This window comes from Achromobacter sp. SX5, from assembly GCF_056711425.1.
This window is the reverse complement of sequence record NZ_CM160041.1, coordinates 3,757,036-3,783,545: the sequence shown is the minus strand read 5'-3', so window position 1 is coordinate 3,783,545 and position 26,510 is coordinate 3,757,036. Positions and strand designations below refer to the sequence as shown.

At 66.4% G+C, this 26,510-nt stretch carries 22 protein-coding genes and 1 tRNA gene; 22 read left to right on the top strand and 1 reads right to left on the bottom strand.

Features of this window, described 5'->3' with window-relative positions:
• The first annotated feature begins 62 nt into the window (after positions 1-62).
• A complete protein-coding gene (rimM, locus tag AC1M14_RS17765) occupies positions 63-680 on the top strand; it encodes a ribosome maturation factor RimM (RefSeq protein ID WP_479730182.1) in 618 nt (205 codons plus the stop codon).
• Complete coding sequence (gene trmD / locus AC1M14_RS17760; RefSeq protein WP_479730181.1) at positions 680-1,483, top strand: tRNA (guanosine(37)-N1)-methyltransferase TrmD; 804 nt, start codon at positions 680-682, stop codon at positions 1,481-1,483. Before rimM ends, trmD begins: the two co-directional genes overlap by 1 nt.
• A gap of 66 nt (positions 1,484-1,549) precedes the next feature.
• Here trmD and AC1M14_RS17755 read toward each other — a convergent pair whose 3' ends face one another.
• Positions 1,550-4,456 carry a valine--tRNA ligase gene (locus tag AC1M14_RS17755; RefSeq protein ID WP_111827240.1) on the bottom strand — a complete coding sequence of 969 codons (2,907 nt, stop codon included), beginning with the start codon at positions 4,454-4,456 and terminating at the stop codon, positions 1,550-1,552.
• Positions 4,457-4,777: 321 nt separating this feature from the next.
• Here AC1M14_RS17755 and ndk point away from each other — a divergent pair, with 321 nt between their 5' ends.
• The 20 genes from ndk to AC1M14_RS17655 all read left to right on the top strand — a co-directional run bounded on the left by ndk (position 4,778) and on the right by AC1M14_RS17655 (position 26,496).
• Entirely contained in the window at positions 4,778-5,203 is a 426-nt protein-coding gene (gene ndk, locus AC1M14_RS17750) for a nucleoside-diphosphate kinase (RefSeq protein WP_102771734.1), read from the top strand.
• 41 nt (positions 5,204-5,244) lie between these two features.
• Entirely contained in the window at positions 5,245-6,399 is a 1,155-nt protein-coding gene (rlmN, locus tag AC1M14_RS17745; RefSeq protein WP_102771733.1) for a dual-specificity RNA methyltransferase RlmN, read from the top strand.
• Positions 6,396-6,890, top strand: a complete 495-nt coding sequence (locus AC1M14_RS17740) for a helix-turn-helix domain-containing protein (protein ID WP_102771732.1) — start codon at positions 6,396-6,398, stop codon at positions 6,888-6,890. The genes rlmN and AC1M14_RS17740 overlap by 4 nt, the downstream gene beginning before the upstream one ends.
• Before the next feature lie 13 nt (positions 6,891-6,903).
• Positions 6,904-8,190, top strand: a complete 1,287-nt coding sequence (ispG, locus tag AC1M14_RS17735; protein WP_102771731.1) for a flavodoxin-dependent (E)-4-hydroxy-3-methylbut-2-enyl-diphosphate synthase — start codon at positions 6,904-6,906, stop codon at positions 8,188-8,190.
• Positions 8,191-8,244: 54 nt separating this feature from the next.
• On the top strand, positions 8,245-9,531 hold the full coding sequence (gene hisS, locus AC1M14_RS17730) for a histidine--tRNA ligase (protein WP_102771882.1): 1,287 nt from the start codon (positions 8,245-8,247) through the stop codon (positions 9,529-9,531).
• A gap of 3 nt (positions 9,532-9,534) precedes the next feature.
• Entirely contained in the window at positions 9,535-10,173 is a 639-nt protein-coding gene (locus tag AC1M14_RS17725; RefSeq protein WP_102771730.1) for a YfgM family protein, read from the top strand.
• Positions 10,174-10,178: 5 nt separating this feature from the next.
• On the top strand, positions 10,179-11,336 hold the full coding sequence (gene bamB, locus AC1M14_RS17720; RefSeq protein ID WP_111827242.1) for an outer membrane protein assembly factor BamB: 1,158 nt from the start codon (positions 10,179-10,181) through the stop codon (positions 11,334-11,336).
• Positions 11,337-11,358: 22 nt separating this feature from the next.
• Positions 11,359-12,711 (top strand): ribosome biogenesis GTPase Der, encoded by a 1,353-nt coding sequence (gene der / locus AC1M14_RS17715; protein ID WP_102771728.1) that lies wholly within the window; start codon positions 11,359-11,361, stop codon positions 12,709-12,711.
• A 3-nt stretch (positions 12,712-12,714) separates the two neighbouring features.
• Positions 12,715-13,788, top strand: a complete 1,074-nt coding sequence (gene hisC, locus AC1M14_RS17710; RefSeq protein ID WP_102771727.1) for a histidinol-phosphate transaminase — start codon at positions 12,715-12,717, stop codon at positions 13,786-13,788.
• A 164-nt stretch (positions 13,789-13,952) separates the two neighbouring features.
• Positions 13,953-14,189, top strand: a complete 237-nt coding sequence (hfq, locus tag AC1M14_RS17705) for an RNA chaperone Hfq (protein WP_006218585.1) — start codon at positions 13,953-13,955, stop codon at positions 14,187-14,189.
• An 84-nt stretch (positions 14,190-14,273) separates the two neighbouring features.
• The gene (gene hflX / locus AC1M14_RS17700) at positions 14,274-15,380 is read left to right on the top strand and encodes a GTPase HflX (protein ID WP_102771726.1); all 1,107 of its coding nucleotides are present in this window, start codon (positions 14,274-14,276) and stop codon (positions 15,378-15,380) included.
• Complete coding sequence (gene hflK / locus AC1M14_RS17695) at positions 15,346-16,647, top strand: FtsH protease activity modulator HflK (protein ID WP_111827244.1); 1,302 nt, start codon at positions 15,346-15,348, stop codon at positions 16,645-16,647. The genes hflX and hflK overlap by 35 nt, the downstream gene beginning before the upstream one ends.
• Positions 16,648-16,665: 18 nt before the next feature.
• On the top strand, positions 16,666-17,568 hold the full coding sequence (hflC, locus tag AC1M14_RS17690) for a protease modulator HflC (RefSeq protein ID WP_102771724.1): 903 nt from the start codon (positions 16,666-16,668) through the stop codon (positions 17,566-17,568).
• Between the two features lie 260 nt (positions 17,569-17,828).
• Complete coding sequence (locus AC1M14_RS17685; protein WP_102771721.1) at positions 17,829-18,986, top strand: ATP phosphoribosyltransferase regulatory subunit; 1,158 nt, start codon at positions 17,829-17,831, stop codon at positions 18,984-18,986.
• Between the two features lie 76 nt (positions 18,987-19,062).
• Positions 19,063-20,358, top strand: coding sequence for an adenylosuccinate synthase (locus AC1M14_RS17680; protein ID WP_168202332.1), 1,296 nt, complete (start codon positions 19,063-19,065; stop codon positions 20,356-20,358).
• Positions 20,359-20,451: 93 nt separating this feature from the next.
• On the top strand, positions 20,452-20,994 hold the full coding sequence (locus AC1M14_RS17675) for a phosphoribosyltransferase (protein WP_102771719.1): 543 nt from the start codon (positions 20,452-20,454) through the stop codon (positions 20,992-20,994).
• A gap of 284 nt (positions 20,995-21,278) precedes the next feature.
• Positions 21,279-21,491, top strand: a complete 213-nt coding sequence (gene rpsU / locus AC1M14_RS17670) for a 30S ribosomal protein S21 (protein ID WP_006218592.1) — start codon at positions 21,279-21,281, stop codon at positions 21,489-21,491.
• Between the two features lie 19 nt (positions 21,492-21,510).
• Positions 21,511-23,568 (top strand): DNA primase, encoded by a 2,058-nt coding sequence (gene dnaG / locus AC1M14_RS17665; protein ID WP_479730180.1) that lies wholly within the window; start codon positions 21,511-21,513, stop codon positions 23,566-23,568.
• Between the two features lie 571 nt (positions 23,569-24,139).
• Entirely contained in the window at positions 24,140-26,407 is a 2,268-nt protein-coding gene (gene rpoD, locus AC1M14_RS17660; protein ID WP_102771717.1) for an RNA polymerase sigma factor RpoD, read from the top strand.
• Positions 26,408-26,417: 10 nt separating this feature from the next.
• Positions 26,418-26,496: transfer RNA gene (locus AC1M14_RS17655), tRNA-Ile, on the top strand.
• Positions 26,497-26,510 lie beyond the last annotated feature (14 nt).

Sequence of the window (26,510 nt, the reverse complement as noted above, 5' to 3'; positions counted from 1 at the left end):
AACCTTTGCCCGGCGCTCCATTAGCGCTACTGCCATCCAACTACCATTCATAACTGCGATACATGTCTGATGCCGCTAACTCCAACGCGGCGCCGACGGATTTGATCGAGCTGGGCCGCATCAGTGCAGCCTACGGTGTGAAAGGCTGGGTTAAGGTGCAGCCGCATTCGGCCAACGCCGAAGTGCTGCGCTCGGCATCTCAATGGTGGTTGACTCGCCCTGTGCCTGAATTGGCGCGGGGCGCTGTCGCGTCTGCGCCCGTCGCATACAAGGTCGTGCAAGCCCGTTCGCAGGGGACCACCGTGGTGGCCCAGCTGGCTGGCGTCACCGACCGCGACCAGGCCGAAGCCCTGCGCGGCTGCGCCGTGCGGGCGCCGCGGGGCGCTTTTCCCGCGCCCGAGGAAGACGAATACTACTGGGTCGACCTGATCGGCTGCGCGCTGTATTCCAGCGCCGGCGGCGAGCCCGCGTTGCTGGGCACGGTCGACGAGGTGCTGGACAACGGCGCCCATGCCGTCCTGAAGGTCCTGCGCCAGACGGCCGGGGCCGGCGGGCCCGAACCCGTGCTGGACGCCAAGGGGCGTCCCGCCGAAATGCTCGTTCCGTTCGTGCGCGCGCACATCCAGGCGGTCGATCTGGCGGCACGCCGCATCGACAGCGACTGGCCCGCGGATTTCTGATGCGATTCGACGTCGTTACGCTCTTTCCCGAGATGTTCGGGGTGGTGCGCGACCTGGGCGTCACCGGCCGGGCGCATGCCCAGGGCCGGTGGTCCCTGCACGCCTGGAATCCGCGCGACTTCACGCAGGACGTGCACCGCACCGTGGACGACCGCCCCTATGGCGGCGGCCCGGGCATGGTGATGATGGCCGGTCCGCTGGAGGCCGCCGTCAACGCCGCCCAGCAGGCGCGCGCCGAAGAGGGTCTGGGCCCCGCGCCGGTGGCCCTGCTGGCCCCGGTCGGCCGGCGCTACGACCAGGCCGGCGCCGAGGCGCTGGCCGCGGGCGACGGCATCATCCTCATCTGCGGCCGCTACGAGGGCGTCGACCAGCGCTTCATCGACCGCTGCGTCACGCAGGAAATCTCGCTCGGCGACTTCGTGCTGTCCGGCGGCGAAATCGCCGCGCTGGCGGTGATAGACGCCGCCGTGCGGCTGCTGCCCGGCGTGCTCAACGACGGCGATTCGGCGCTGCAGGACTCCTTCAACGACACGCTGTCCGGCCTGCTGGACAGTCCGCATTACACGCGTCCCGAGGTGTACGAAGGGACATCGGTGCCCGCCGAACTGCTCAGCGGCCACCATGCCAATATCGCCCGCTGGCGGCGCGAGCGCTCGCTCGCCCTGACCGCGGCGCGCCGGCCCGAACTGATCGAATCCGCCCGCGCCAAGGGTTGGCTCGACAAGAACGACGAACGTTACCTGGCCCAGCTGGCCGGTACCTGGGACCCCTCGACGGAAAAGCCCAGGCGCCGGCGCAAGTAGGCCCGGTTCCAGGAGTCCAAAAAAATGCCGGCTTTCGCCGGCAATTTTTTTATCGCGGAATTACTGTCAGTCGCCCAGCTTGGCGCGCTGTTCGCGCACCTTCTGCAGGGTTTCGCCGAACTGCGCCAGGCGCGACTTTTCCTGTTCGACCACGGCCGCCGGGGCGCGTTCGACGAAGCTGGCGTTCGACAGCTTGCCGTTGGCCTTCGCCATTTCGCCTTCCAGGCGCGCGATCTCCTTGTCCAGGCGCACGCGCTCGGCGGCCACGTCGATCTCGACGTGCAGCATCAGGCGGCTGGTGCCCACGACCTGCACCGGCGCGCCGGCGTCGGGCAGGGCGTCCAGGACCTCGACTTCGCTCAGCTTGGCCAGCGCCGCCAGGTAGGGGGCGTTGCGCTTGAGCGTCGGGGCGTCGCCCTGGGCGCACAGCGGCACCTTCTGGGCCGGCGACAGGTTCATCTCGCCGCGCAGCGCGCGCACCGCCTCGACCTGGGCCTTCAGCTCGGCCACGTCGGCCTCGGCCGCGGTATCGACGGCGTCGGGATTGGCCTGCGGGTAGGGCTGCACGCTGACGCTGGCGGCTTCGCCGGGCTTGCGCTTGCCGGCCGCCACCGACACCTTCTGCCACAGCTCTTCGGTGATGAAGGGAATGATGGGGTGGGCCAGGCGCAGCACGCCTTCCAGCACGCGGATCAGGGTGCGGCGCGTGCCCAGTTGCTGGGCCGGGGTGCCGGTCTGGATCTGCACCTTGGCCAGTTCCAGGTACCAGTCGCAGTATTCGTCCCACACGTAGCGGTAGAGCGCGTTGGCGACGTTGTCGAAGCGGTAGTCGGCGAAGCCGCGCGCCACGTCGGCTTCCAGCGTCTGCAGCTGGCTGACGATCCAGCGGTCCACGAAGGACAGTTCGCCGGCGTCGGCGCCCGTCAGGTCGTGGCCTTCGGTGTTCATGAGCACGAAGCGCGTGGCGTTCCAGAGCTTGTTGCAGAAGTTGCGGTAGCCCTCGCAGCGCTTCAGGTCGAAGTTGATGTTGCGGCCCAGCGTGGCGTAGGCGGCCATGGTGAAGCGCAGCGCGTCGGTGCCGAAGGCGGGGATGCCGTCCGGGTACTGGCGGCGCGTGGCTTTCTCGATGGCGCCGGCCTGCTTGGGATTCATCAGCCCGAAGGTGCGCTTGGCCACCAGGCCGTCGAGGTCGATGCCGTCGATCAGGTCGACCGGGTCCAGGGTGTTGCCCTTGGACTTGCTCATCTTCTGGCCGTCGGCGTCGCGGATCAGGCCGTGCACGTAGACGTGCTTGAACGGGATCTGGCCGGTCAGGTGCGTGGTCAGCATGACCATGCGCGCGACCCAGAAGAAGATGATGTCGAAGCCCGTGACCAGCACGCTGGAGGGCAGGTAGCGCTGCAGGTCCGGGGTGTTTTCCGGCCAGCCCAGGGTGGTGAAGGGCACCAGGCCGGACGAGAACCAGGTGTCGAGCACGTCCGGGTCGCGCGTGAGCTCGCCGGTCACGCCGGCGGCGCGGGCCTGCGCGGTGGCTTCGGCCTCGTCGTGCGCCACGAACACCTGGCCGTCTTCCGAGTACCAAGCCGGGATCTGGTGGCCCCACCAGAGCTGGCGCGAGATGCACCAGTCCTGGATGTTGTTGAGCCACTGGTTGTAGATGGTGGTCCAGTTGTCCGGGTAGAACTGGATGCGGCCGTCGGCCACGACTTCCAGCGCGACCTCGGTAATGCTCTTGCCGGGGTTCAGCGTGCCTTCGGGCGCCGGCTTGCTCATGGCCACGAACCACTGGTCGGTCAGCATGGGCTCCAGCACCACGCCGGTGCGGTCGCCCTTGGGCTGCATCATCTTGTGCGGCTCGACCTTGACCAGATAGTTTTCGGCCTCCAGCTGCGCCACCACGGCCTTGCGCGCCTCGTAGCGCTCCAGGCCCTGGAACTGCTTGGGCCCGTTTTCGTTGATGTGGGCGTCCAGCGTGAAGATCACGATCAGCGGCAGGTTGTGCCGCATCGCGCAGGCGTAGTCGTTGAAGTCGTGCGCGCCGGTGATCTTGACGCAGCCCGTGCCGAATTCAGGGTCGACGAAGTCGTCGGCGATGATGGGGATGTTGCGGTCGCACAGCGGCAGTTCGACTTCCTTGCCGACCAGGTGCTTGTAGCGCGGGTCGTCGGGGTGCACGCACAGCGCGCCGTCGGCCAGCATGGTTTCCGGGCGCGTGGTGGCGATGGTCAGGCCGCGCAGCGTGACGCTCTGGCCGTCCTTGTCGACGATGGTCTGCGGGCCGTCGACGAAGGGGTAGAGGATGTGCCACATGTGGCCGTCGGTCTCTTCGGACTGGACTTCCAGGTCGGACACGGCGGTCAGCAGCTTGGGGTCCCAGTTGACCAGGCGCTTGCCGCGGTAGATCAGTCCCTGTTTGTGCAGGCGCACGAAGGTCTCGACCACGCCGCGCGACATGCGCTCGTCCATGGTGAAGTACTCGCGCGGCCAGTCGGCCGAGGCGCCCAGGCGGCGGACCTGCCCGGTGATGGCGTTGCCGGACTGTTCCTTCCATTCCCAGACCTTTTCCACGAATTTCTCGCGGCCCAGGTCGTGGCGCGAAACCTTTTGGGCGTCGAGCTGTCTTTCAACCACGATCTGCGTGGCGATGCCGGCGTGGTCGGTGCCGGGGATGAAAACGGTGTCGTTGCCCAGCATGCGGTGGTAGCGGATCAGGCCATCCATGATGGTCTGGTTGAACGCATGGCCCATGTGCAGCGTGCCCGTCACGTTCGGCGGCGGGAACTGGATGACGTAGGGCTGGCTTTCCGTCCCGGTTTTTACGTGCTGGCCCGCCTGGAAATAGCCGCGGCGTTCCCACTCGGCGTACCAGCGGGATTCCAGTTCGGCGGGTTCGAAGCTCTTGGCGAGTTCCTGGGTTTGTTCCGGGACGGCGTTCGCGGGCGTCGCGGCGTTCGGGGGAGCAGCTTGAGTCATTACAGGGTTCCGGCAGACAGGGTCGCCCGGCCTGAGGGGCGGGCAGCAAACCGCTCATTTTAAGATGTAATGCGGTCTTATCAGCGTGTTAGAATACCGGTTTACTGTAAACCTTTTAGAAGTCCCTGAATTCATTGAGGATTCCTTCGGAAACGCGCGATTGAAAACCGCCTATCCGGAGCCCCCGATGCCAATCCGGGGCCGGTCCGACAGGTCGGCAGTGTCGAATCCCTGCCTGTGCGCCAGCAGCGCGATGTGCTTCGCAGCGCCGCGCAGGCAATTGATTAGAAACCAGTCAGAAATCAGCATTCGGAGTTCTTTATGTCCATTCAACGCACTCTCTCGATCATCAAGCCCGACGCCGTCGCCAAGAACGTCATCGGCCAGATCGTCAGCCGCTTCGAGCAAGCCGGCCTGAAGGTCATCGCCGCCCGCCTGGCCCAGCTGTCGCGCGCCGACGCCGAGCGTTTCTACGCCGTGCACAAAGAGCGCCCCTTCTTCAAGGACCTGGTCGACTTCATGGTCTCGGGCCCGGTCTTCGTGCAAGTGCTCGAAGGCGAAGACGCCATCCAGAAGAACCGCGACCTGATGGGCGCCACGGACCCCAAGAAGGCTGCTCCCGGCACCATCCGCGCCGACTTCGCCGACAGCATCGACGCCAACGCCGTGCACGGCTCGGACGCGCCGGAAACGGCCGCTGTCGAAGTCGCCTTCTTCTTCCCCGAAATGAACATCCACAGCCGTTGATTTCGGCTGCGCCGTTCTAGCTTTTGAGTTTTACCCAGGTCATGGAATCCGCCGAACGAATCAATCTGCTGGGGCTGGACGGCTCCGCCCTGTCCGAACTCGTCGGGCAGTGGGGCGGCAAGCCGTTTCGCGCCCGCCAGCTGCAGCGCTGGATGCACCAGCGCGGCGCCGATTCGTTCGACGCCATGACCGACCTGGCCCGCGAGTTCCGGGGCCAGCTCGCCACGCACTGCCGCATCGAGGCCTTGCCCGTCAATACCGAGCAGCGCTCGTCCGACGGCACCCGCAAGTGGCTGTTCGACGTGGGGCAGGGCAACGCCATCGAAACCGTCTTCATCCCCGAGGACGACCGCGGCACGCTGTGCATTTCCAGCCAGGCCGGATGCGTGGTGAATTGCCGTTTCTGCTCGACCGGCCACCAGGGCTTCAACCGCAACCTCAAGACCAGCGAGATCATCGGCCAGCTGTGGTGGGCCAAGCGCGTGCTGGAAGCCGACATCGGCACCGCCCGCCTGGAAAGCGCCCGCGCCACCGAAGACACGCGCGTCATCAGCAACGTGGTCATGATGGGCATGGGCGAACCCCTGCTCAACTATGACCAGGTCGTGCCGGCCCTGCGCCTGATGCTCGACGACAACGCCTACGGGCTGTCGCGCCGCCGCGTCACGGTCTCGACCTCCGGCGTGGTCCCCATGATGGACCGGCTGTCGCAGGACTGCCCCGTGGCCCTGGCGGTGTCGCTGCACGCGCCCAACGACGCGCTGCGCGACGAACTGGTGCCGCTGAACAAGAAGTACCCCCTGAAGGAGCTGCTGGCCGCTTGCGAACGCTACCTGGCGTACGCCCCGCGCGACTTCATCACGTTTGAATACTGCATGCTGGACGGCATCAACGATACCGACCAGCACGCCAGGGAACTGATCCAGATTGCGCGCCAGCTGCGCTGCAAGCTCAATCTGATTCCCTTCAATCCTTTCCCCGAGTCCGGCCTGAAGCGCTCGAACTCGGCGCGCGTGAAGGTGTTCGCCCAGCGCCTGATGGACGCAGGCATCATCACCACCGTGCGCAAGACCCGCGGCGACGACATCGACGCGGCTTGCGGCCAGCTGGCCGGAGAAGTGCGCGACCGCACCCGGATCACCGAGCGCAACGCCGCACAGCGCCAGACCATACCAATAAAACAGGTGCATGCATGACGCAGGATATCGCTTCTGCAGTTCCAGCGACGGCCGCCGACGCCGCCGGCGGCGTGGGCTCGGCTTTGCGCGCGTTGCGCCAGTCCAAGGGCTGGTCGCTCGATGAAGTGTCCAGCCGCATCAAGTTTTCCCCCAAGCAGATCGAGGCCCTCGAAAACGAAGAGTGGGCGATGCTGCCCACCGGCGTTTCGCTGCGCGGCCTGGTGCGCAACTACGCGCGCCTGCTGGGCGCGGATTCGCAGGCCATCGTCGATTCGCTGGACCCCAAGGCCCGCGTCACCGGCCCGGTGAAGCTCAGCCCCGGCTCCCTGCATACGGCGCACGCCATCCCGCAGTCCGGCGGCGACGACGACCGTTCGTCCTCGACCTCATGGGGCTGGCTGTTCGCCATCGTGCTGGTGCTGGCCGCCGGCGTGGCGTACGCGTTCTGGCAAGGCTGGCTGCCGCAGGACTGGCTGCCGGCCGGCTGGTTGCCCAAACCGATCAAGTAACCCGGTTCCATCGATGCAAGATTCTTCTCTGCCTTGCCAGGATGCGCCGCCTCCCTCCGTGGGGGCCGCAGCGCGCCGCGCCACGCGTTCGGTGGCGGTGAAGTGGGGCGATCGCGTCGTCAGGGTGGGCGGCGACGCCCCGGTCGTGGTGCAGTCCATGACCAACACCGACACGGCCGACGCCATCGCCACGGCGATCCAGATCAAGGAGCTGGCCCAGGCCGGCTCCGAGCTCGTGCGGATCACGGTGAACACGCCCGAGGCCGCGCGCGAAGTCGCCGCCATCCGCGAGCAGCTCGACCGCATGGGCGTGGACGTGCCGCTGGTGGGCGACTTCCACTACAACGGCCACAAGCTGCTGACGCAGTTTCCCGAATGCGCCCAGGCCCTGTCCAAGTACCGGATCAACCCGGGCAACATGGGCGGGGGCAAGCGCCGCGACGACAACTTCGCGCAGATGATCGAAGTGGCCTGCCGCCACGACAAGCCGGTGCGCATCGGCGTGAACTGGGGCAGCCTCGACCACGAACTGATGGCGCGCAAGATGGACGAAAACAGCCGCCGCGCGCAGCCCTGGGAAGCCCAGGCGGTGATGCGCGACGCGCTGGTGGTCTCGGCCATCAGCAACGCGCAGCGCGCCGAAGAGCTCGGCCTGCGCCGCGACGCCATCGTCCTGTCCTGCAAGGTCAGCCACGTGCAGGACCTGATCGCCGTCTACCGCGACCTGTCGGCCCGCTGCGACTATCCGCTGCACCTGGGCCTGACCGAGGCCGGCATGGGCAGCAAGGGCATCGTGGCCTCGACCGCCGCGCTGGCCGTGCTGCTGCAGCAGGGCATCGGCGACACCATCCGCATTTCGCTCACGCCGGAACCCGGCGGCGACCGCAGCCGCGAAGCCATCGTGGCCCAGGAAATCCTGCAGACCATGGGCCTGCGCGCCTTCACGCCCATGGTCGTGGCGTGCCCCGGCTGCGGGCGCACCAGCAGCACCTTCTTCCAGGAACTGGCCGACAGCATCCAGGGCTATCTGCGCCGCCAGATGCCGGTCTGGCGCGCCCGGTACCCCGGCGTCGAAAGCATGAACGTCGCGGTGATGGGCTGCGTGGTCAACGGGCCGGGCGAAAGCCGCCATGCCGACATCGGCATCAGCCTGCCGGGCACCGGCGAAGTGCCGGCCGCGCCGGTGTTCGTCGACGGCGAACGCACGGTCACGCTCAAGGGCGACCATATTGCCGAAGAGTTCCAGGCCATCGTTGAAGACTACGTCGCGCGCCGCTACGGCGCGTCCGCCTCTCACTAAAGTAAGGGTGTAGCCGCCGGCGCGCTTTCGGGCGCGCGTTGCGGCATGATGAAGATGACTCAAGCTTTCCAGAAAGTCGCCGCCATACGCGGCATGAACGACCTGCTGCCGGGGGCGAGCGCCCGCTGGGAGCAATTCGAGGAAATCGTGCGCGGCTGGCTGCGCAGCTACGGCTACCGCAACGTGCGTACGCCCGTGCTTGAGCATACGCGCCTGTTCGCGCGCGGCATCGGCGAAGTGACCGACATCGTCGAAAAAGAGATGTACACCTTCAACGATGCGCTCAACGGCGAATCGCTGACCATGCGCCCCGAAATGACGGCCGGCATCGTGCGCGCCTCGATCGAGCACAACCTGCTCTACGACCGTCCGCAGCGCGTCTACAGCATCGGCCCCGTGTTCCGCCACGAGCGCCCGCAGCGCGGCCGCTACCGCCAGTTCCACCAGATCGACGTCGAGGCGCTGGGCTACGCCGGCCCGGACGTGGACGCCGAACTCATCGTCATGCTGGCCCGCCTGTGGAAGCTGCTGGGCCTGACCGACGTGCGCCTGGAGCTGAACTCGCTGGGCCAGCCGGCCGAGCGCGCCGCCCACCGCGCCGCGCTGATCGAGCACCTGGAAAAGCACCGCGACATCCTCGACGAGGACGGCCAGCGCCGCATGTACAGCAACCCGCTGCGCGTGCTGGACACCAAGAACCCCGCCATGCAGGCAATGGCCGACAGCGCGCCGCGCCTGTTCGACTTCCTGGGCGAGGAATCGCGCGCCCACTTCGACGGCGTGTGCCGTCTGCTGGCCGACGCCGGCATCGAATACCGCCTCAATCCGCGCCTGGTGCGCGGCCTGGACTACTACAACCTCACCGTGTTCGAGTGGGTCACCGACAGGCTGGGCGCGCAGGGCACGGTCTGCGGCGGCGGCCGCTACGACGGCCTGATCGAACTGCTGGGCGGCAAGCCCGCGCCGGCCGTGGGCTTCGCCATCGGCATGGAGCGCCTGCTGGACCTGTGGGAGCAGAGCGTGCAGATGCCCGCGCCGGCCGAATGCGAGGTCTACATCGTGCACCAGGGCGAAGACGCCCAGCGCCTGGCCGCCCGCGTCGGCGAAGACCTGCGCGACGCCGGCCTGTCGGTCGTGGTGCACGCCGGTCCCGGCAACTTTAAGTCCCAATTCAAACGCGCCGACGCCAGCGGCGCCCGGGTTGCGGTTATTCTTGGCGCCGACGAAGTGGCCGCCCAGGCCGCCAGCGTCAAGTTCCTGCGCGCCGAAGAGCAGGGCGAGAACGCGCAGCAGCGGGTCCCGTTGGCGCAACTGGCCGACGTATTGAACATCAAGGGTTAATGCATGGCATACGATCTGGAAGAACAGGAAAAACTCGACGCGATCAAGGCCTGGTGGGCCCGCTACGGCACGCTGGTCGTCTCGCTGGCCGTGGCGGTGGCGCTGGCCTGGGGCGGCTGGTGGGGCTGGAAGGCCTACCAGGCGCACCGCGCCAACCAGGCCATGGGCTACTTCGAAGCGCTCGAAGACGCGGCCCGGCTGGGCGGCGCCGACTCGGCGGTGCGCATCAAGACGGCCGCCGCGACCCTGCGCGAAGACTATCCGGCCACCGGCTACGCCGCGCGCGGCGCGCTGGTGGCGGCCCAGGCCCTGCAGGCCCTGAAGGACGACGCCGGCGCGCGCCAGCAGCTCGAATGGCTGGCCGCCCAGGGCAAGAACCCGTCCATGCAGGCCGTGGCGCGCCTGCGCCTGGCCGGCATGATGCTGGACCAGAAACAGTACGATGGCGCGCTGGCGCAGCTCAATAATCCGCCGCCGGCCTTCGCCGCCTTGTACGCCGACCGCCGCGGCGATATTCTCGCTGCGCAGGGCAAGCGCGACGAGGCCCGCGCGGCGTGGCAGAGCGCCATCGACGGGCTGGGCGCGGGCAATCCCCTGACCCAGGTCGTGCAACTCAAACTCGATGCCCTGAGCGGAGCGTGACTGTAATGCGTAAATTTGCACCTGGCCGCAAGTGGCGCGGCGCCGTTTTGCTGGCAAGCCTGCTCGCCCTGGGCGGCTGCGGCATGTTTTCCCATGACGACGGCCGCTACGATCCCGCGCCCCTGACCGAATACAAGGCCGGCATGTCCGTGCGCCAGGTCTGGTCCGCCTCGATCGGCAGCGGCTCCGGCCTGGGCTTCGCGCCCACGGTGCTGGGCGACGCCATCTACGCCGCCACGCCGGACGGCTCGGTCGGCAAGTTCGATCTGCAAAGCGGCCGGGTCATCTGGAAGGCCAGCGTCGACGGCAAGCTGTCGGCCGGCGCCGGCAGCGACGGCACCACCACCGCGGTGGCCTCGCCCGACGGCGACGTGATCGCCTTCGACGACACCGGCAAGGTCAAATGGAAGGTTCGCGCCACCAGCGACGTCAGCATCCCGCCGGTGGTGGGTTACGGCATCGTCGTGGTGCGCAGCGGCGACTACCGCATCCAGGCCTTCGACGCCAACAGCGGCGAGCGCGTCTGGAACGTGCAGCGTCCCGGCCCGGCGCTGGCCCTGCGCAGCGTGTCGCAGATGGTCCTGGCCGAAGGCCTGGTCATCACCGGCCTGCCCGGCGGCAAGCTGATGGCCATCGCCTCCAACAGCGGCAACGTGCAATGGGAAGGCACCGTCGCCACGCCGCGCGGCGCCAGCGACCTCGAACGCCTGACCGACGTGGTCGGCGCGCCGCGCATCGCCGGCAACCTGCTTTGCGGCGTGGCCTACCAGGGCCGCGTCGTCTGCTTCGACGTCACCGCCGGCGGCCGTCCCATGTGGGCCAAGGACTTCTCCAGCGTCAGCGGCCTCACGCTGGACGACCGCTTCGCCTACGTGCCGGACCAGAACAGCGTGGTCAACGCCTTCGCGCTGGACAACGGCGGCAACGTCTGGAAGCAGGCCGCCCTGAAGAACCGCCAGCTCACCGCCCCGGCCCTGCTGGGCGGCGCGCTCGCCGTCGGCGACCTGGACGGCTACGTGCATTTCCTGTCGCGCAGCGACGGCAGCCTGATGGCCCGCCTGTCCGTGGGCGGCGGCGCGATCGTATCGCCGCCGCAAACCACCTCCCAAGGCGTGCTGGTCCAGACGGGCAATGGCAACCTCGTCCTGATCGGCGCCAACTAATCCTATAGAAAAGCCTTACACCGTGTCCTTCAAGCCTGTCGTCGCCCTGGTCGGCCGCCCCAATGTGGGCAAGTCGACCCTCTTCAACCGCCTGACGCGATCGCGCGCCGCGCTGGTGGCCGATTATTCCGGCCTCACCCGCGATCGCCACTATGGCGAGGGCAGGGTGGGCGATACCCCCTTCATCGTCATCGATACGGGCGGCTTCGAACCCGTCGCCAAGGACGGCATCCTGCTCGAGATGGCCCGCCAGACGCGCCAGGCCATCGCCGAAGCCGACGTGGTGGTGTTCCTGGTCGACGCCCGCGCCGGCATCAACGCCCATGACCACGAGATCGCGCAGCTGCTGCGCAAATCCGGCCAGCAGCGCGTGCTGCTGGCGGTCAACAAGGCCGAAGGCATGGGCGCCGGCGCCGCCGTCTCCGAATTCCACGAGCTCGGGCTGGGTCAGCCCTATCCGATCTCGGCGGCGCACGGCGACGGCATCGTCGACCTGATCGAGCTGGCCCTGGCCGACCTGGCCGGCCCGCCCGCCGAGGAACCCGCGCAGGAAGAGGGCGAGCACGACCACCGCATCAAGCTGGCCATCGTGGGCCGCCCCAACGTGGGCAAGTCCACGCTCATCAACACCCTGATGGGCGAAGAGCGCGTGATCGCGTTCGACATGCCCGGCACCACCCGCGACGCCATCGAGATCGACTTCGAGCGCGACGGCCGCCGCTACACGCTGATCGACACCGCGGGCCTGCGCAAGCGCGGCAAGGTGTTCGAGGCGGTCGAGAAGTTCTCCGTCATCAAGACGCTGCAGGCCATCGAGGCCAGCAACGTCGTGCTGCTGATGCTCGACGCCCAGACCGAGATCTCCGAGCAGGACGCGCACATCGCCGGCTTCGTGCTGGAGACCGGGCGCGCCGTGGTGGTGGCGATCAACAAATGGGACGGCCTGGACGGCGAGGCCAAGGAGCGCATCGAGCGCGAATTCCAGCGCAAGCTGCGCTTCCTGTCGTTCGCGCGCATGCACACCATTTCGGCGCTGCGCGGGCAGGGCGTCAAGCCGCTGCTGAAGTCCATCAACGCGGCCCACGCCGCGGCCTTCGCCAAGCTGTCCACGCCCAAGCTCACCCGCGAACTGCAGGCCGCCGTCGAGCAGCAGCCGCCGCCCCGCAAGGGCATTTTCCGTCCCAAGATGCGCTATGCGCACCAGGGCGGGCAGAACCCGCCGCTGGTCGTCATCCACGGCAACGCGCTGGACGCCGTGCCGGATTCCTACCGCCGCTACCTCGAAGCGCGTTTCCGCAACGCGTTCGATCTGGCGGGCACGCCGCTGCGCATCGAATTCAAGTCCTCGCACAACCCCTACACGCAGGAAAGCTGATCCATGAGCCGTTTCTGGAGTCCCGTGGTCGGGACGCTCAGTCCGTATGTCCCGGGCGAGCAGCCCAAGCTTCAGAACCTGGTCAAGCTCAATACCAACGAGCACCCCTACGGCCCGTCGCCCAAGGTGCTCGATGCGATCCGCGCGGCCTGCGACGATGCGCTCAAGCTGTATCCGGACCCCTCGTCGGACCGGCTGCGCCAGGCCATCGCCGCGACCGTCGGCGTGCAGCCCGGCCAGGTGTTCGTGGGCAACGGTTCCGACGAAGTGCTGGCGCACGTTTTCCTGGCGCTGCTCAAGCATGACCGTCCGCTGCGCTTTCCCGACATCACCTACAGCTTCTATCCGGTCTACTGCGGCCTGTATGGCATCCAGTACGAAACGGTGCCGCTGACCGCCGACTTCCGCATCGACGTCGAGGACTACCTGCCGGCGCGCAGCGGGCCGGCGGGCGCCATCATCTTCCCCAACCCCAACGCGCCCACCGGCCGCGCGCTGACAGCCGCCGAGGTCGAGCGCATCGTGGCCGGCAATCCCGACGCCGTGGTGGTGGTGGACGAGGCCTATGTGGATTTCGGCGGCGAATCCGTCATTGCGCTGACCTCGCGCTACGACAACCTGCTGGTCGTGCAGACCCTGTCCAAGTCGCGTTCGCTGGCCGGCCTGCGGGTCGGCTTCGCGGTGGGCGGCGCCGCGCTCATCGAAGGGTTGGAGCGGGTAAAAAACAGTTTCAACTCCTATCCGATCGACCGCCTGGCCTCGGCCGGCGCGGTGGCGGCGCTGGAGGATACGGAGTACTTTGAACGCACCCGGCAGGCCGTGATCGAATCGCGGTCGCGCATGACCGCCGGCCTGCAGGCGCTGGGCTTCGAGGTGCTGCCGTCGTCGGCGAATTTCGTGTTCGCCCGGCACCCGTCGCAGGACGCCGCCGGCCTGGCCGCCGCGCTGCGCGAACGCAGCATCATCGTGCGCCATTTCCGCCAGCCGCGCATCGACCAGTTCCTGCGCATCAGCGTGGGCACCGAGGCCGAATGCGGGCTGCTGCTGGGCGCGTTGGCCGAGATTCTGCGGGGTTGAAGAGGCGGCGCCCAGGGCCTTCCAGCCGGAAAACTCTGGTGTCACTTTTTGCATGCCGGCCAAGTAGCACGGGCCGGGAAAACCCTGTAGAGTATGCGTTTCGGCGTACCCCACCAGTACAGAAGTACGCCATCATTCAATAACAAACAAATGGAGCCTGGCCAATGAGCAATAAAGGGCAAACTCTGCAAGATCCGTTCCTGAACACGCTGCGCAAGGACCATGTGCCCGTGTCGATCTACCTGGTGAACGGCATCAAGCTTCAAGGGCAAATCGAATCCTTCGACCAGTACGTTGTGCTGCTGCGCAATACGGTCACGCAAATGGTCTACAAGCACGCCATCTCCACGGTCGTCCCCGCGCGCGCCGTCAACTTTCAGGTGGAAGTCCCTGCTGAGTAATCTCGCTCCAGCTGTACCTTTTTTTGCCCGCCGGACGGTCGACGTCGGCGGGCATTTTCGCTTTGGCTCCAATAGGTTGCATGTATGCGCGCTTTGATCATCAGCGTGGATCTGGGAGATCCGGACTTCACCGCCCATGCCGAGGAATTCGCCATGCTGGCCAAGGGCGCCGGCGCGGAAATCGTCGGCACCCTGACCGCGCGTCGCGACCGGCCCGACGCCAAGTACTTCATCGGTTCGGGCAAGGCCGATGAGGGCGTCGCCATGGCCAAGGCGCTGCTGGCCGATATCGTCCTGTTCGACCAGCCCCTGTCGCCGGCCCAGCAGCGCAACCTGGAGCGCGCCTTCAACCTGCGGGTAGTGGACCGCGTCGCGCTGATCCTGGACATCTTCGCGCTGCGCGCCAAGAGCCACGAAGGCAAGCTGCAGGTCGAACTGGCCCAGCTCCAGCATCTGGCCACGCGCCTGACCCGCATGTGGTCCCACCTGGAGCGCCAGCGCGGCGGCATCGGCATGCGCGGCCCGGGCGAATCGCAGCTCGAAATGGACCGGCGCATGATCGGCGCCAAGGTCAAGGTGCTGCGCGAGCGGCTGGACAAGGTCGAGCGCCAGCGCGTGACCCAGCGCCGCGCGCGCGCCCGCGGCGGCGCGCTGTCGGTGTCGCTGGTCGGCTATACCAACGCCGGCAAGTCCACGCTCTTCAATGCGCTGACCCGCGCCGACAGCTACGCGGCCGACCAGCTCTTCGCCACGCTGGACACCACCACGCGCCGGATCTGGATAGAAGGGGCGGGCTCGGTCGTGGTGTCGGACACGGTCGGCTTCATCCGCGACCTGCCGCACGGCCTGATCGCGGCCTTCCGCGCCACCCTGGAGGAAACCGTGCATGCCGACCTGCTGCTGCACGTGGTCGACGCCGCCAGTCCACAGCGCGACGAGCAGATCTTCGAGGTCAACAAGGTCCTGGCGGAAATCGGCGCCGCGGCCATTCCCACCATTCTCGTATACAACAAGATCGACCGGGCAGGACTGGAACCCAGGGTGGAGCGCGATGCACATGGTACGATTGCGCGAGTATTTGTAAGCGCCACCGAGCGCGCCGGTCTGGACGCGTTGCGCGGGGCAATTGCGGAGATCGGACAGATTGTGGGAAACAATGCCGCGAATTATCAAACTCTTCAATCTGAATGACCCCGGCTGGGGTCGTGGGAACAACAACGGCTCCGAGCCGCCGCCCAAGCGGCCGCAAGGCAATGGAGACGGCCCTCCCGATCTCGACGAGGTCTGGCGCGATTTCAATAATCGCATCGGATCGCTGTTCGGGCGCAAGGGTGGCGGCGGCAACAACCGTCCGGGCAACCGGGGCGGCATGACGCCGCCTTCGCCTCGCGGCGCGCGCATCGGCCTGGGCGTGGTCGCCCTGGTGGCGGCCGGCATCTGGCTGGCCAGCGGCTTCTACATCGTGCAGGAAGGCCAGGTCGCGGTCGTGACCCAGTTCGGCAAATACAAGAGCACGTCGCAAGCCGGCTTCCAGTGGCGCCTGCCGTATCCCATCCAGAGCCACGAGATGGTCAACGTCTCGCAGCTGCGCACCTTCGAAGTCGGTTTCCGCGGCGGCGCGCGCAACAAGGTCCTGCCCGAAGCGCTGATGCTCACGACGGACGAGAACATCGTCGACATGCAGTTCGTCGTCCAGTACCGCCTGCGCGCCGACGGCGCGCCCGACTACCTCTTCATGACCCGCGACCCCGACGAATCGGTGCGCCAGGCCTCGGAAACGGCCATGCGCGAAGTCGTGGGCAAGCAGACCATGGACTTCGTGCTGTACGAGGGCCGCACCACGGTCGCTTCGCAGGTGCAGGCGCTGATGCAGCAGATTCTCGACCGCTACCAGACCGGCGTGCAGGTCAGCACCGTCGCCATCCAGAACGTGCAGCCGCCCGAGCAGGTGCAGGCCGCGTTCGACGACGCCGTCAAGGCGGGCCAGGACCGCGAGCGCCAGATCAACGAAGGCCAGGCCTACGCCAACCAGGTCGTGCCGCTGGCCAGCGGCCAGGCCTCGCGCATGCTGGAGCAGGCCGAGGGCTACAAGGCCAAGGTCGTCGGCGACGCCCAGGGTAATACCTCGCGCTTCACCAGCATCCTCGGCGAATACGAAAAGGCCCCGGCGGTCATGCGCCAGCGCATGTACCTCGACAGCATGCAGGAGATCTTCACCCGCGCCAGCAAGGTCATGGTCGACACCAAGAGCAACAACAACATGCTGTACCTGCCCTTGGACAAGATCATGCATCTGGCGGCCCAGGACGCCAGCAAGTCCGCCGCCGGCAGCGCCGGTTCGTCGGGCTTGTCCAGCCAGCCGGCCCAGCCGCCGCTGCGCGGCAGCGCCGTGCCGCAGGCCCCGTCTTCCGGCAGCAGCACCAGCAACGCGCTGCCCCGCGACCGTACGTCGCGCTAACCCGGAGGAGTCCTGATCATGCAACGTCTCATGCCTGTCCTGGTCGGCCTGCTCATCGTGCTGGCCGCCCTTTCTTCCTGCGTCTTCGTCGTGCGCGAGCGCGACTACGCCCTGGTGTTCTCGCTGGGTGAAGTGCGCAAGACCATCAACGAACCCGGCCTGTACTTCAAGGCCCCGCCGCCGTTCCAGAATGTCGTGACCCTCGACAAGCGCATTCTGACCATCGAAACCAACGAAGCCGAACGCATCCAGACTTCCGAAAAGAAGAACCTGCTGATCGATTCCTACGTCAAGTGGCGCATCCTCGATCCGCGCCAGTACTACGTCTCGACGGGCGGCAACGAACGCGTGGCCCAGGAGCGCCTGCAGGCGCTGATCCGCGACGCGCTCAACGCCTCGGTCAACGTGCGCACGGTGCGCGACGTGGTCTCGACCGAACGCGACAAGATCATGGCCGAGATCCTGACCAACGTGGCCAAGCGCGCCGAACCGCTGGGCGTGCAGATCGTCGACGTGCGCCTGCGCCGCATCGAGTTCGCGCCCGAGATCTCGGAATCGGTGTATCGCCGCATGGAGGCCGAGCGTACCCGCGTGGCCAACGAGCTGCGCTCCATCGGCGCCGCCGAAGGCGAGAAGATCCGCGCCGAAGCCGACCGCCAGCGCGAAGTGATCGTGGCCCAGGCCTACGCCAAGGCCCAGGGCATCATGGGCGAGGGCGATGCCGCCGCGGCGTCGATCTACGCGCAGGCCTACGGCAAGAACCCGCAGTTCTACACGTATTACAAGAGCCTGGAAGCCTACCGCGCTTCGTTCTCGAAGCCGGGCGACGTGCTGGTGGTCGACCCCAGCTCCAGCTTCTTCCAGTTCATGAAGGACCCGTCGGGCGCCGCCCTGGCTCCGGTCACCGTGCCGGCCAAGTGATGCGAAACCGCTAGCGCCATCGCTAAAGCCCCTTGGATTCCCAAGGGGCTTTTCGTTTGCGGGCCTGCCGGCATAATGGGGACGGCTTTGCGCGGCCGATCCGCGCCCGGGAAGTTCCGGCTGGCGCTGGCCGCCGAACCATGTACAATACCGCGTAAGCTAGAAAACATTCCGCAGCGGCTGAGCGGGCTTACGCCCCTCAGCCGCTTTTCGTTTGGGCGACGCCCACGCATCACTTGGCGTTATTCAGGTAAACATTCATGGGTAACTGGCTGCTGCCCGAGAGCCTCGCCGATGTCCTTCCGGCCGAGGCCCGGCGCATCGAGGAACTGCGCCGCGAACTTCTCGATCTGTACCGCACGTACGGTTTCGAGCTGGTCGCGCCGCCCCTGGTCGAATACATCGATTCATTGCTGTCGGGCACCGGCAGCGATCTGGACCTGCGCACCTGCAAGCTGGTCGATCAGCTGTCCGGCCGCACGCTGGGCGTGCGCGCCGACATGACCCCGCAGGTCACGCGCATCGACGCGCACTTGCTCAACCGCGCCGGCGTCACCCGCCTGTGCTACTGCGGCAACGTGCTGCATGCCCGTCCGGCCGATCTGCTGGCCAGCCGCGAGCTGCTGCAGATCGGCGCCGAAATCTACGGCCATGCCGGTTTCGAGGCGGACCTCGAAATCATCCAGCTGGTGCTGGAAACCGTCGCGATCGCCGGCGTGCGCAATCCCCGGCTGGACCTCTGCCATCCCGGCGTGCTGCGCGCCATCCTCGAATCGGACCCGGCCCTGGCCGCGCTGTCGCAGGAAGTCATCCTGCTGATGCGCGAAAAAGACGTGCCCGGCCTGGTCGAGCTGTCGGCGCGCGCGCCGGGCCTGCGCCACGAGACGCTGCAGGCCCTGAAGCTGCTGCCCAATCTGTATGGCGGCCCCGAAGTGCTGAAGCAGGCCCGCCGCGAACTGCCCTTGCTGCCCGGCGTGGCCGCCGCGCTGGATGCGCTGCAGGTCGTGGTGGACGCCATGCCCGACGTCGCGTTCGGCGTCGACCTGGCCGACGTGGGCGGCTATGGCTACCATTCCGGCGTGAAGTTCGCGCTCTATGCCGAAGGCTGGCGCGACGCGCTGGTCAGCGGCGGCCGCTACGACGACGTGAGCCGCGCCTTCGGCCGCGCGCGTCCGGCCACGGGCTTCAGCCTCGATTTACGCAAGCTGGCGGCGGGTTTGGCGCCGGCGGAACGGGCGCGTGCGGTACGCGCGCCCTGGGGGCAAGCCCCCGCCCTGACCGAGGCGGTGCGCCGCCTGCGCCGGTCGGGGGAAATCGTCGTTCAGGTATTGCCCGGTCACGAGCAGGATCAGGACGAATTCGTTTGCGATCGCGAGCTGGCGCTGCAGGATGGCGCCTGGACGGTCAGAACGCTGTGACTAACTCCCTCCCGGCAACGGGAGGGCCGCGGGGAGATTTCCGGATTTCCCGAGAAACTCGATATTGATTCGTAACATGAGCAAGAACGTAGTCGTAATCGGCACCCAGTGGGGTGACGAGGGCAAGGGCAAAATCGTCGACTGGCTGGCGGAATCCGTCCAGGGCGTGGTCCGCTTCCAAGGCGGTCACAATGCCGGCCATACGCTGTGGATCAACGGCAAGAAGACGATTCTGCGCCTGATCCCGTCGGGCATCATGCACCCCGGCGTCACCTGCTTCATCGGCAACGGCGTCGTGCTGTCGCCCGAAGCCCTGCTCAAGGAAATCGAAGAGCTTGAAGCCGCCGGCCTGGACGTCCGTTCGCGCCTGCAGATTTCCGAAATCTGCCCGCTGATCCTGCCGTACCACGTTGCCATCGACAAGGCGCGCGAAGCGCGCAAGGGCGAGGGCAAGATCGGCACGACCGGCCGCGGCATCGGCCCCGCCTACGAAGACAAGGTCGCCCGCCGCGCCATCCGCGTGCAGGACCTGTTCAACCCCGAGCTGTTCGACGAGAAGCTCGCCGAAGTGCTGGACTACCACAACTTCGTGCTGACCAAGTACCTGGGCGCCGAGGCGGTTTCCGCCAACGAAGTGCGCGACCAGGCCATGGCGCTGGCGCCGGCCATCGCCCCGATGGTCAAGGACGTCTCCAGCAACCTGTACGCCATGCAGCAGGCCGGCCAGCGCCTGCTGTTCGAAGGCGCGCAGGGCGCGCTGCTGGACGTCGACCACGGCACCTATCCGTTCGTCACCAGCAGCAACTGCATCGCGGGCGCGGCCTCGGCCGGCGCCGGCGTCGGCCCGCAGCAGCTCGACTACGTCCTGGGCATCACCAAGGCCTACACGACGCGCGTCGGTTCGGGTCCGTTCCCCACGGAACTGGTCGACGAGATCGGCACGCGCCTGGCCACCATCGGCAAGGAATTCGGTTCGGTCACGGGCCGTCCGCGCCGCTGCGGCTGGTTCGACGGCGCCGCGCTCAAGCGCTCGGTGCGCCTGAACGGCATTTCCGGCCTGTGCATCACCAAGCTGGACGTGCTCGACGGTCTCGAGACCATCCAGCTGGGCGTCGGCTACCGCGTCAACGGCGAATTCCGCGACGTGCTGCCCTATGGCGCGCACGCGGTCGCCCAGGCCCAACCCGTGCTGGAAGAGCTGCCCGGCTGGAGCGAATCCACCGTCGGCATCACCGAGTACGACAAGCTGCCCCAGGCGGCCCGCCGCTACCTGGAGCGCGTGGCCGAAGTCTGCGGGGTGCCCATCGACCTGGTGTCCACCGGTCCCGACCGCAACGAAACCATTGTGCTGCGTCATCCGCTGAAGGGCTGACAAGGCGTTATTCGGGTTATTATTCGCAAGGCCGCCGCCGGTCTCACACCGGCGGCGGCCTTTTCGTATTGATTAAGCAGGAGATGCTTGCCTATGAGCACGCCGACCAATGATGACAGCCATCTGTGGGTGACGTGGGACGACTACAACCGCCTGATCGAGCGCCTGTCCTTGCAGGTGCATCAATCGGGTTGGGAGTTCGACAAGATTCTTTGCCTGGCGCGCGGCGGAATGCGCGTCGGCGATGTTATGTCCCGTATTTTCGACGTACCGCTGGGCATTCTGGCCACCAGCAGCTACCGCGAAGCCGCCGGCACCAAGCAGGGCGACATGGATATCGCCCAGTTCATCACCATCACGCGCGGCACGTTGTCCGGGCGGGTGTTGCTGGTGGACGACATGGTCGATACCGGCAAGACTTTCACCAAGGTCTACGATCACCTCAAGGCCCAGTTCCCCGACATCACCGAACTGCGCAGCGCCGTGCTGTGGTGGAAGGGGCATTCCCTGGCCACGCCCGACTACTACGTCGACAAGCTCCCGACCAATCCCTGGATCCACCAGCCCTTCGAAGATTACGACAGCCTGCGTCCGCACCAGCTCGAAGCCTGGATCCGCAAGGGTTCGCAAAGTTGAGCGCACAGCCATGCCGGGTGGGGCGTCAGGCTTCGGATCGCCGCTGCCTGTAGTCAAACCAGGCATGACCATGCTAGAATCGCTGGTTATCGCTAAACCGAACTTGGCTTGTTACTCTTTGGGTAGTCTTTGGGTAACGGAAACAGCCAGCGGAAACAGCCAGCAGAAATACTCCTGGTAGCAGGATTCACTGCGAATTTACTGCGGATATGCTGCGGGTTTGCTGGTAAGCAAGCCAGGTTTGTCATCAACTTTTGTTACCCTACAAGCAGGCCAATTACTTTATGCCTATCGTTCGACTGAAGGAAAACGAACCGTTTGAAGCCGCTCTGCGTCGCTTCAAGCGCACCATCGAAAAGACCGGTTTGCTCACCGAGCTGCGTTCGCGCGAGTTCTATGAGAAGCCCACGGCCGAGCGCAAGCGCAAGCACGCCGCCGCCGTGAAGCGCCACTACAAGCGCATCCGTAGCCAACAACTGCCCCCGCGCCTGTATTGATTTTTGATTCCCGAATCTATTGATTCCAGAGTCATTCATCCAGGATTTGCTCGCCCGAGTCGACGTCGTCGACATAGTCGGGCGATACGTGCAGTTGAGAAAGGGTGGGGCCAACTTGCTTGGCCTGTGCCCCTTTCATAACGAAAAAAGCCCGTCGTTCACCGTCAGCCCCACCAAGCAGTTCTATCACTGCTTCGGTTGCGGCGCGCACGGCAGCGCCATCACCTTCCTGATGGAGCACACGGGCGCCAGTTTCCCCGAGGCCGTGCGCACGCTCGCCGGCTCGGTGGGAATGACGGTCCCCGAAGAAAACCGCAGCCCCCGCCAGCAGCAGGAATCCGCGCGCCGCAAGGCCGAGGAATCCCGCCACACGCAGGTGCTCGACGCCGCCCAGGCGCATTACCTCAAGCAGTTGCGGGCCTCGCCCGCGGCGATCCGCTACCTGAAGCAGCGCGGCCTGACCGGCGAAATCGCGGCGCATTTCGGCCTGGGCTGGTCCGGCACGGACCGCCACGGCCTGTCGCATGTGTTTCCCAGCTACGAAGATCCGGTCCTGGTGGAATCGGGCCTGGTCATCGAGTCCGAGGACGGCCGCCGCTACGACCGGTTCCGGGAACGCATCATGTTTCCGATCCGCAACGCGCGCGGCAGCCTGATCGGCTTCGGCGGCCGCATCATCGGCAAGGGCGAGCCCAAGTACCTGAACTCGCCGGAAACCCCGCTGTTCTCGAAGGGCCTGGAGCTCTACGGGCTGTGGGAGGCGCGCCAGGCCATCCGCCAGGAAGGGCAGGTGATCGTGGTCGAGGGCTACATGGACGTCGTCGGCCTGGCGCAGCAGGGCATCGCCAACGCGGTGGCCACGCTGGGCACGGCCACCACGCCGGACCACGTCAAGAAGCTGCTGCGCGCCAGCGACAAGGTGATCTTCAGTTTCGACGGCGACGGCGCCGGGCGGCGCGCCGCCTGGCGTGCGCTGCAGGCCTGCCTGCCGGTGCTGCGCGACGACATCGCGATCCGTTTCCTGTTCCTGCCGTCCGAGCACGACCCCGATTCGTACGTGCGCGAACTGGGCGCCGAAGCCTTCCGCGCCTGCCTGGGAGACGCGGTCGCGCTGTCGCGCTTCCTGCTCGACGAACTCGCCTCGCGCCACAACATGGACGAGGCCGAAGGGCGGGCAAGCTGCCTGCACGAAGCCAAGCCTCTGCTGGCCGCCATCCCGGAATGCGCGCTGCGCGTGCAGATCGAGCGCGAGATGGCCAAGCTGGTGCAGCTCACGCCCGAGGAAATGGCGCAAGTGCTGGCGCAGCAGCCGGCCAAGCCTTTCGCGCCCGGCCCCCGGGCGGCCGAAGGCGCGCAGCCGGCCGGCCAGGGGCCGGGCCAGGACGGCGGGCCGCCGGACCCGGGCTACGACTTCGGCGGCCACGATTTCCACGACATTCCTGCCGAAGAGTCCGATTATGCGGACTACGGCCATTTTCCGTCTCCGGACGGAGAATCCGCCGCCGGCGGCGCGCCGGGCGGCCGGCAGCAGTGGCAGGGCAAGCGCGACTGGAAAGGCAAGGGCGATTGGAAAGGCAAGAGCGACTGGAAGGGCGGCAAGGGCTGGAAGGGCCGGCGCGACGATGACGTCGGCGGCTTCGAGGGACGCCGCACCATGCCTTCGCTGGCCAAGCGCCTGCTGAGCCTGCTGCTGGCCCACCCCGAACTGGTGGACTCCATGGGCGACCAGCAGCTTGAAGTCATCGACCACGGCCCCCATCTAGGTCTTGTAAGAGACCTGATCATGCTGGCGCAATCCAGCGGCGCCCGCCACGTCGGCGCGCTGCTGGAGGCCGCGGAGCCCGATTCGGACCTGGCCACGGTGCTCAAGGGCCTGCGGGCGGACATCCTTTCCCAGGAAGACTTGCCGGACCCGCAGACCGAATGGGACGACGCGCTGCGCCGCATCGAGTTCGACTCCGCCCGGGCCGAAATGGCCAAGCTGGCGGCCGCCGGTCTGGGGACGGAAGAGGCGCGCAAGCGCTATCTGGAACTTTCCAGCCGCATGACCGTACTGAAGGGTGCCGGCCTACGCTAAATGCGCTAAAATCAAGGGTTTTCCGCCGCCGGGAACGCAGCCGAGGGCTGATGGCGGAAAAGAGATTGTGACACAGAGAATGTTTCATGATTCGGCAGACGGAATCTATTGCGCTTGCCGGAATCTAATCAGTGTAGGGGTTTGACGCAGGGCCGGCATGAAAAGACGGGCACGTGCGTCAAATTCGTTACATAGTTAATTAATATAGCGGTGGATCAGGCAGTTCAGCGGCGGTGAGTTCCGCGTAGCGTTAGTGGTTTGGGTGCTGTGTCTACTCAGCTGCTTGGGGCAAGGGCCCGATAAGCAAGCAACGCCTATTTATAGGCAGACAGTCCCCCCGGCGCCCGGAACCCGCCGATGAATGAGGCCAGGCACGCCAGAGCGCCCCGACGGTATTGCACCGCACGGCGCAAGGCGGGCTCGCAAGAGCTGGCGCTGCGAACAACGCAGCCGCAGGGTTCTCGGCCGATTCACCAGATTTACCCGTAGTGCCGCCGCGCTGGACAGCCGTCCAGGACGGCTAATGCGGTGCAACATGCCCAATCGGGTTGCGACGACCACGGAAGCGACTATGACCAAAACCACCGGCAAATCCTCCTCTGCAATGAATGCGGCCGACACCGAGGCCAAGACGGCCAAGCGTACGGTAAGCATGGCGGCGGAAAAAGCGCCCGCCAAGACGGCGGTGAAGGTCGCCAAACCCGCTGCCAAGACGGCCGCCAAGAAGGCGGCCAAGACTGCTGCGGGCGCCGACAAGCCCGAGAAGGTGACCAAGGCCCGCGCCAAGAAGGCCGAAGACAAGCTGGCCGACCTGGTGAGCAGCGCGCGTCCGGCGCCCAGCGGCCGCCGCCCGGGCCGCCCGGCCAAGAACGCCAACAACGATTCCGACGGTTTCGACGATCCGATGGACGGCGAAGGCGAAGTCCTGCCCGACCTGAAGCCGCCCAAGCGCGGCGGCAAGCGCGGCAAGGCCGATCCCAAGGACCTGATCGCCCGCGGCCCCGTCAGCCCCGAAGAGTACGAAGCCCGCCGCAACCGCCTCAAGCAGCTCATCAAGCTGGGCAAGGACCGCGGCTACCTGACCTACGGCGAAATCAACGATCACCTGCCCGACGACCTGGTCGACGCCGAGGCGATCGACGGCATCATCAGCACCTTCAGCGACATGGGCATCGCGGTCTACGACCAGGCCCCCGACGCCGAAACCCTGCTGATGAGCGAGAACGCGCCGGTCGCGTCCAACGACGATGACGTCGAAGACGAAGCCGAAGCCGCGCTGACCACGGTGGACTCCGATTTCGGCCGCACCACGGACCCGGTCCGCATGTACATGCGTGAAATGGGCTCGGTGGAACTGCTGACCCGCGAAGGCGAAATCGAAATCGCCAAGCGCATCGAAGACGGCCTGAAGCACATGGTCATGGCCATCTCGGCCTGCCCGACCACGATCAATGAGATCCTGGCCCACATCCTGCGCGTGCGCGAAGGCCAGGCCCAGATCGACGAAGTGGTCGACGGCCTGGTCGATCCGGAAGACGGCGAGGAATACGCCGGCGCCGGCGTCACCGCCGACGAAGACGAAAGCGACGACGGTCCGGCCGGCGGCATGTCCAGCAAGCAGCTGGAAGACCTGCGCGTCAAGGCGCTGGCCAAGTTCGACGAGGTCGCCAGGCAGTTCGAGAAAATGCGCCAGTCCTACGAAAAGGACGGCTACAAGTCCGACGTCTACGTGCGCGCCCAGGAGTCCATCCAGAACGAACTGATGGGCATCCGCTTCACCGCCAAGATGGTCGAGAAGCTCGCCGACACGCTGCGCCAGCAAGTCGAGGAAGTGCGCCAGCTCGAGCGCGCGGTCCTGCACACGTGTGTGGACCGTGCCGGCATGCCGCGCACGCACTTCATCAAGGTCTTCCCCGGCAACGAAACCAACCTGCAGTGGGTCGTCGACGAAGTGGCCGCCGGCCATCCGTACGCCGAAACGCTGGAGCGCCAGATTCCGGCCGTGCAGGAACTGCAGCAGAAGCTCATCGACCTGCAGACGCGCGTCGTGCTGCCGCTGAAGGACCTGAAGGACGTCAACAAGCGCATGGCCACCGGCGAAGCCAAGGCCCGCAAGGCCAAGCGCGAAATGACCGAGGCCAACCTGCGCCTGGTGATCTCCATCGCCAAGAAGTACACGAACCGCGGCCTGCAGTTCCTGGACCTGATCCAGGAAGGCAACATCGGCCTGATGAAGGCCGTGGACAAGTTCGAGTACCGCCGCGGCTACAAGTTCTCGACCTACGCGACCTGGTGGATCCGCCAGGCCATCACGCGCTCCATCGCCGACCAGGCGCGCACCATCCGCATCCCGGTCCACATGATCGAAACGATCAACAAGATGAACCGGATCAGCCGCCAGATCCTGCAGGAAACCGGCGCCGAGCCGGATCCCGCGACCCTGGCGCAGAAGATGGACATGCCCGAGGACAAGATCCGCAAGATCCTGAAGATCGCCAAGGAGCCGATCTCCATGGAAACGCCCATCGGCGACGACGACGACTCGCACCTGGGCGATTTCATCGAAGACACCTCCACGCTGGCGCCTTCGGACGCGGCTTTGCACGGTTCGATGCGCGATGTGGTCAAGGAAGTGCTAGACTCTCTCACCCCGCGTGAAGCCAAGGTCCTGCGCATGCGTTTCGGCATCGAAATGAGCACCGACCAGACCCTGGAAGAAGTGGGCAAGCAATTCGACGTCACGCGTGAACGCATCCGCCAAATAGAGGCGAAGGCGCTGCGCAAACTGCGTCACCCCAGCCGGGCCGACAAGCTGAAGAGCTTCCTGGAAGGGCAGTAATAAGTTACCTGGGCCTCTAGCTCATGCCTGGTTAGAGCAGCGGACTCATAATCCGTTGGTGCCGAGTTCGACTCTCGGGGGGCCTACCAAAGAAATCCTGAGA

What these genes read in the sequence shown, in the direction of transcription:
- AC1M14_RS17675 (WP_102771719.1), top strand. Translation starts at nt 20,452, where the DNA reads ATGAGCACGCCGACCAATGATGACAGCCATCTGTGGGTGACGTGGGAC.
- AC1M14_RS17685 (WP_102771721.1), top strand. Translation starts at nt 17,829, where the DNA reads ATGGGTAACTGGCTGCTGCCCGAGAGCCTCGCCGATGTCCTTCCGGCC.
- AC1M14_RS17725 (WP_102771730.1), top strand. Translation starts at nt 9,535, where the DNA reads ATGGCATACGATCTGGAAGAACAGGAAAAACTCGACGCGATCAAGGCC.
- rpsU (WP_006218592.1), top strand. Translation starts at nt 21,279, where the DNA reads ATGCCTATCGTTCGACTGAAGGAAAACGAACCGTTTGAAGCCGCTCTG.
- hisS (WP_102771882.1), top strand. Translation starts at nt 8,245, where the DNA reads ATGACTCAAGCTTTCCAGAAAGTCGCCGCCATACGCGGCATGAACGAC.
- hflC (WP_102771724.1), top strand. Translation starts at nt 16,666, where the DNA reads ATGCAACGTCTCATGCCTGTCCTGGTCGGCCTGCTCATCGTGCTGGCC.
- trmD (WP_479730181.1), top strand. Translation starts at nt 680, where the DNA reads ATGCGATTCGACGTCGTTACGCTCTTTCCCGAGATGTTCGGGGTGGTG.
- AC1M14_RS17755 (WP_111827240.1), bottom strand. Translation starts at nt 4,456, where the DNA reads ATGACTCAAGCTGCTCCCCCGAACGCCGCGACGCCCGCGAACGCCGTC.
- rimM (WP_479730182.1), top strand. Translation starts at nt 63, where the DNA reads ATGTCTGATGCCGCTAACTCCAACGCGGCGCCGACGGATTTGATCGAG.
- ndk (WP_102771734.1), top strand. Translation starts at nt 4,778, where the DNA reads ATGTCCATTCAACGCACTCTCTCGATCATCAAGCCCGACGCCGTCGCC.
- rpoD (WP_102771717.1), top strand. Translation starts at nt 24,140, where the DNA reads ATGACCAAAACCACCGGCAAATCCTCCTCTGCAATGAATGCGGCCGAC.
- AC1M14_RS17740 (WP_102771732.1), top strand. Translation starts at nt 6,396, where the DNA reads ATGACGCAGGATATCGCTTCTGCAGTTCCAGCGACGGCCGCCGACGCC.
- AC1M14_RS17680 (WP_168202332.1), top strand. Translation starts at nt 19,063, where the DNA reads ATGAGCAAGAACGTAGTCGTAATCGGCACCCAGTGGGGTGACGAGGGC.
- bamB (WP_111827242.1), top strand. Translation starts at nt 10,179, where the DNA reads ATGCGTAAATTTGCACCTGGCCGCAAGTGGCGCGGCGCCGTTTTGCTG.
- hflX (WP_102771726.1), top strand. Translation starts at nt 14,274, where the DNA reads ATGCGCGCTTTGATCATCAGCGTGGATCTGGGAGATCCGGACTTCACC.
- hflK (WP_111827244.1), top strand. Translation starts at nt 15,346, where the DNA reads ATGCCGCGAATTATCAAACTCTTCAATCTGAATGACCCCGGCTGGGGT.
- hfq (WP_006218585.1), top strand. Translation starts at nt 13,953, where the DNA reads ATGAGCAATAAAGGGCAAACTCTGCAAGATCCGTTCCTGAACACGCTG.
- ispG (WP_102771731.1), top strand. Translation starts at nt 6,904, where the DNA reads ATGCAAGATTCTTCTCTGCCTTGCCAGGATGCGCCGCCTCCCTCCGTG.
- rlmN (WP_102771733.1), top strand. Translation starts at nt 5,245, where the DNA reads ATGGAATCCGCCGAACGAATCAATCTGCTGGGGCTGGACGGCTCCGCC.
- hisC (WP_102771727.1), top strand. Translation starts at nt 12,715, where the DNA reads ATGAGCCGTTTCTGGAGTCCCGTGGTCGGGACGCTCAGTCCGTATGTC.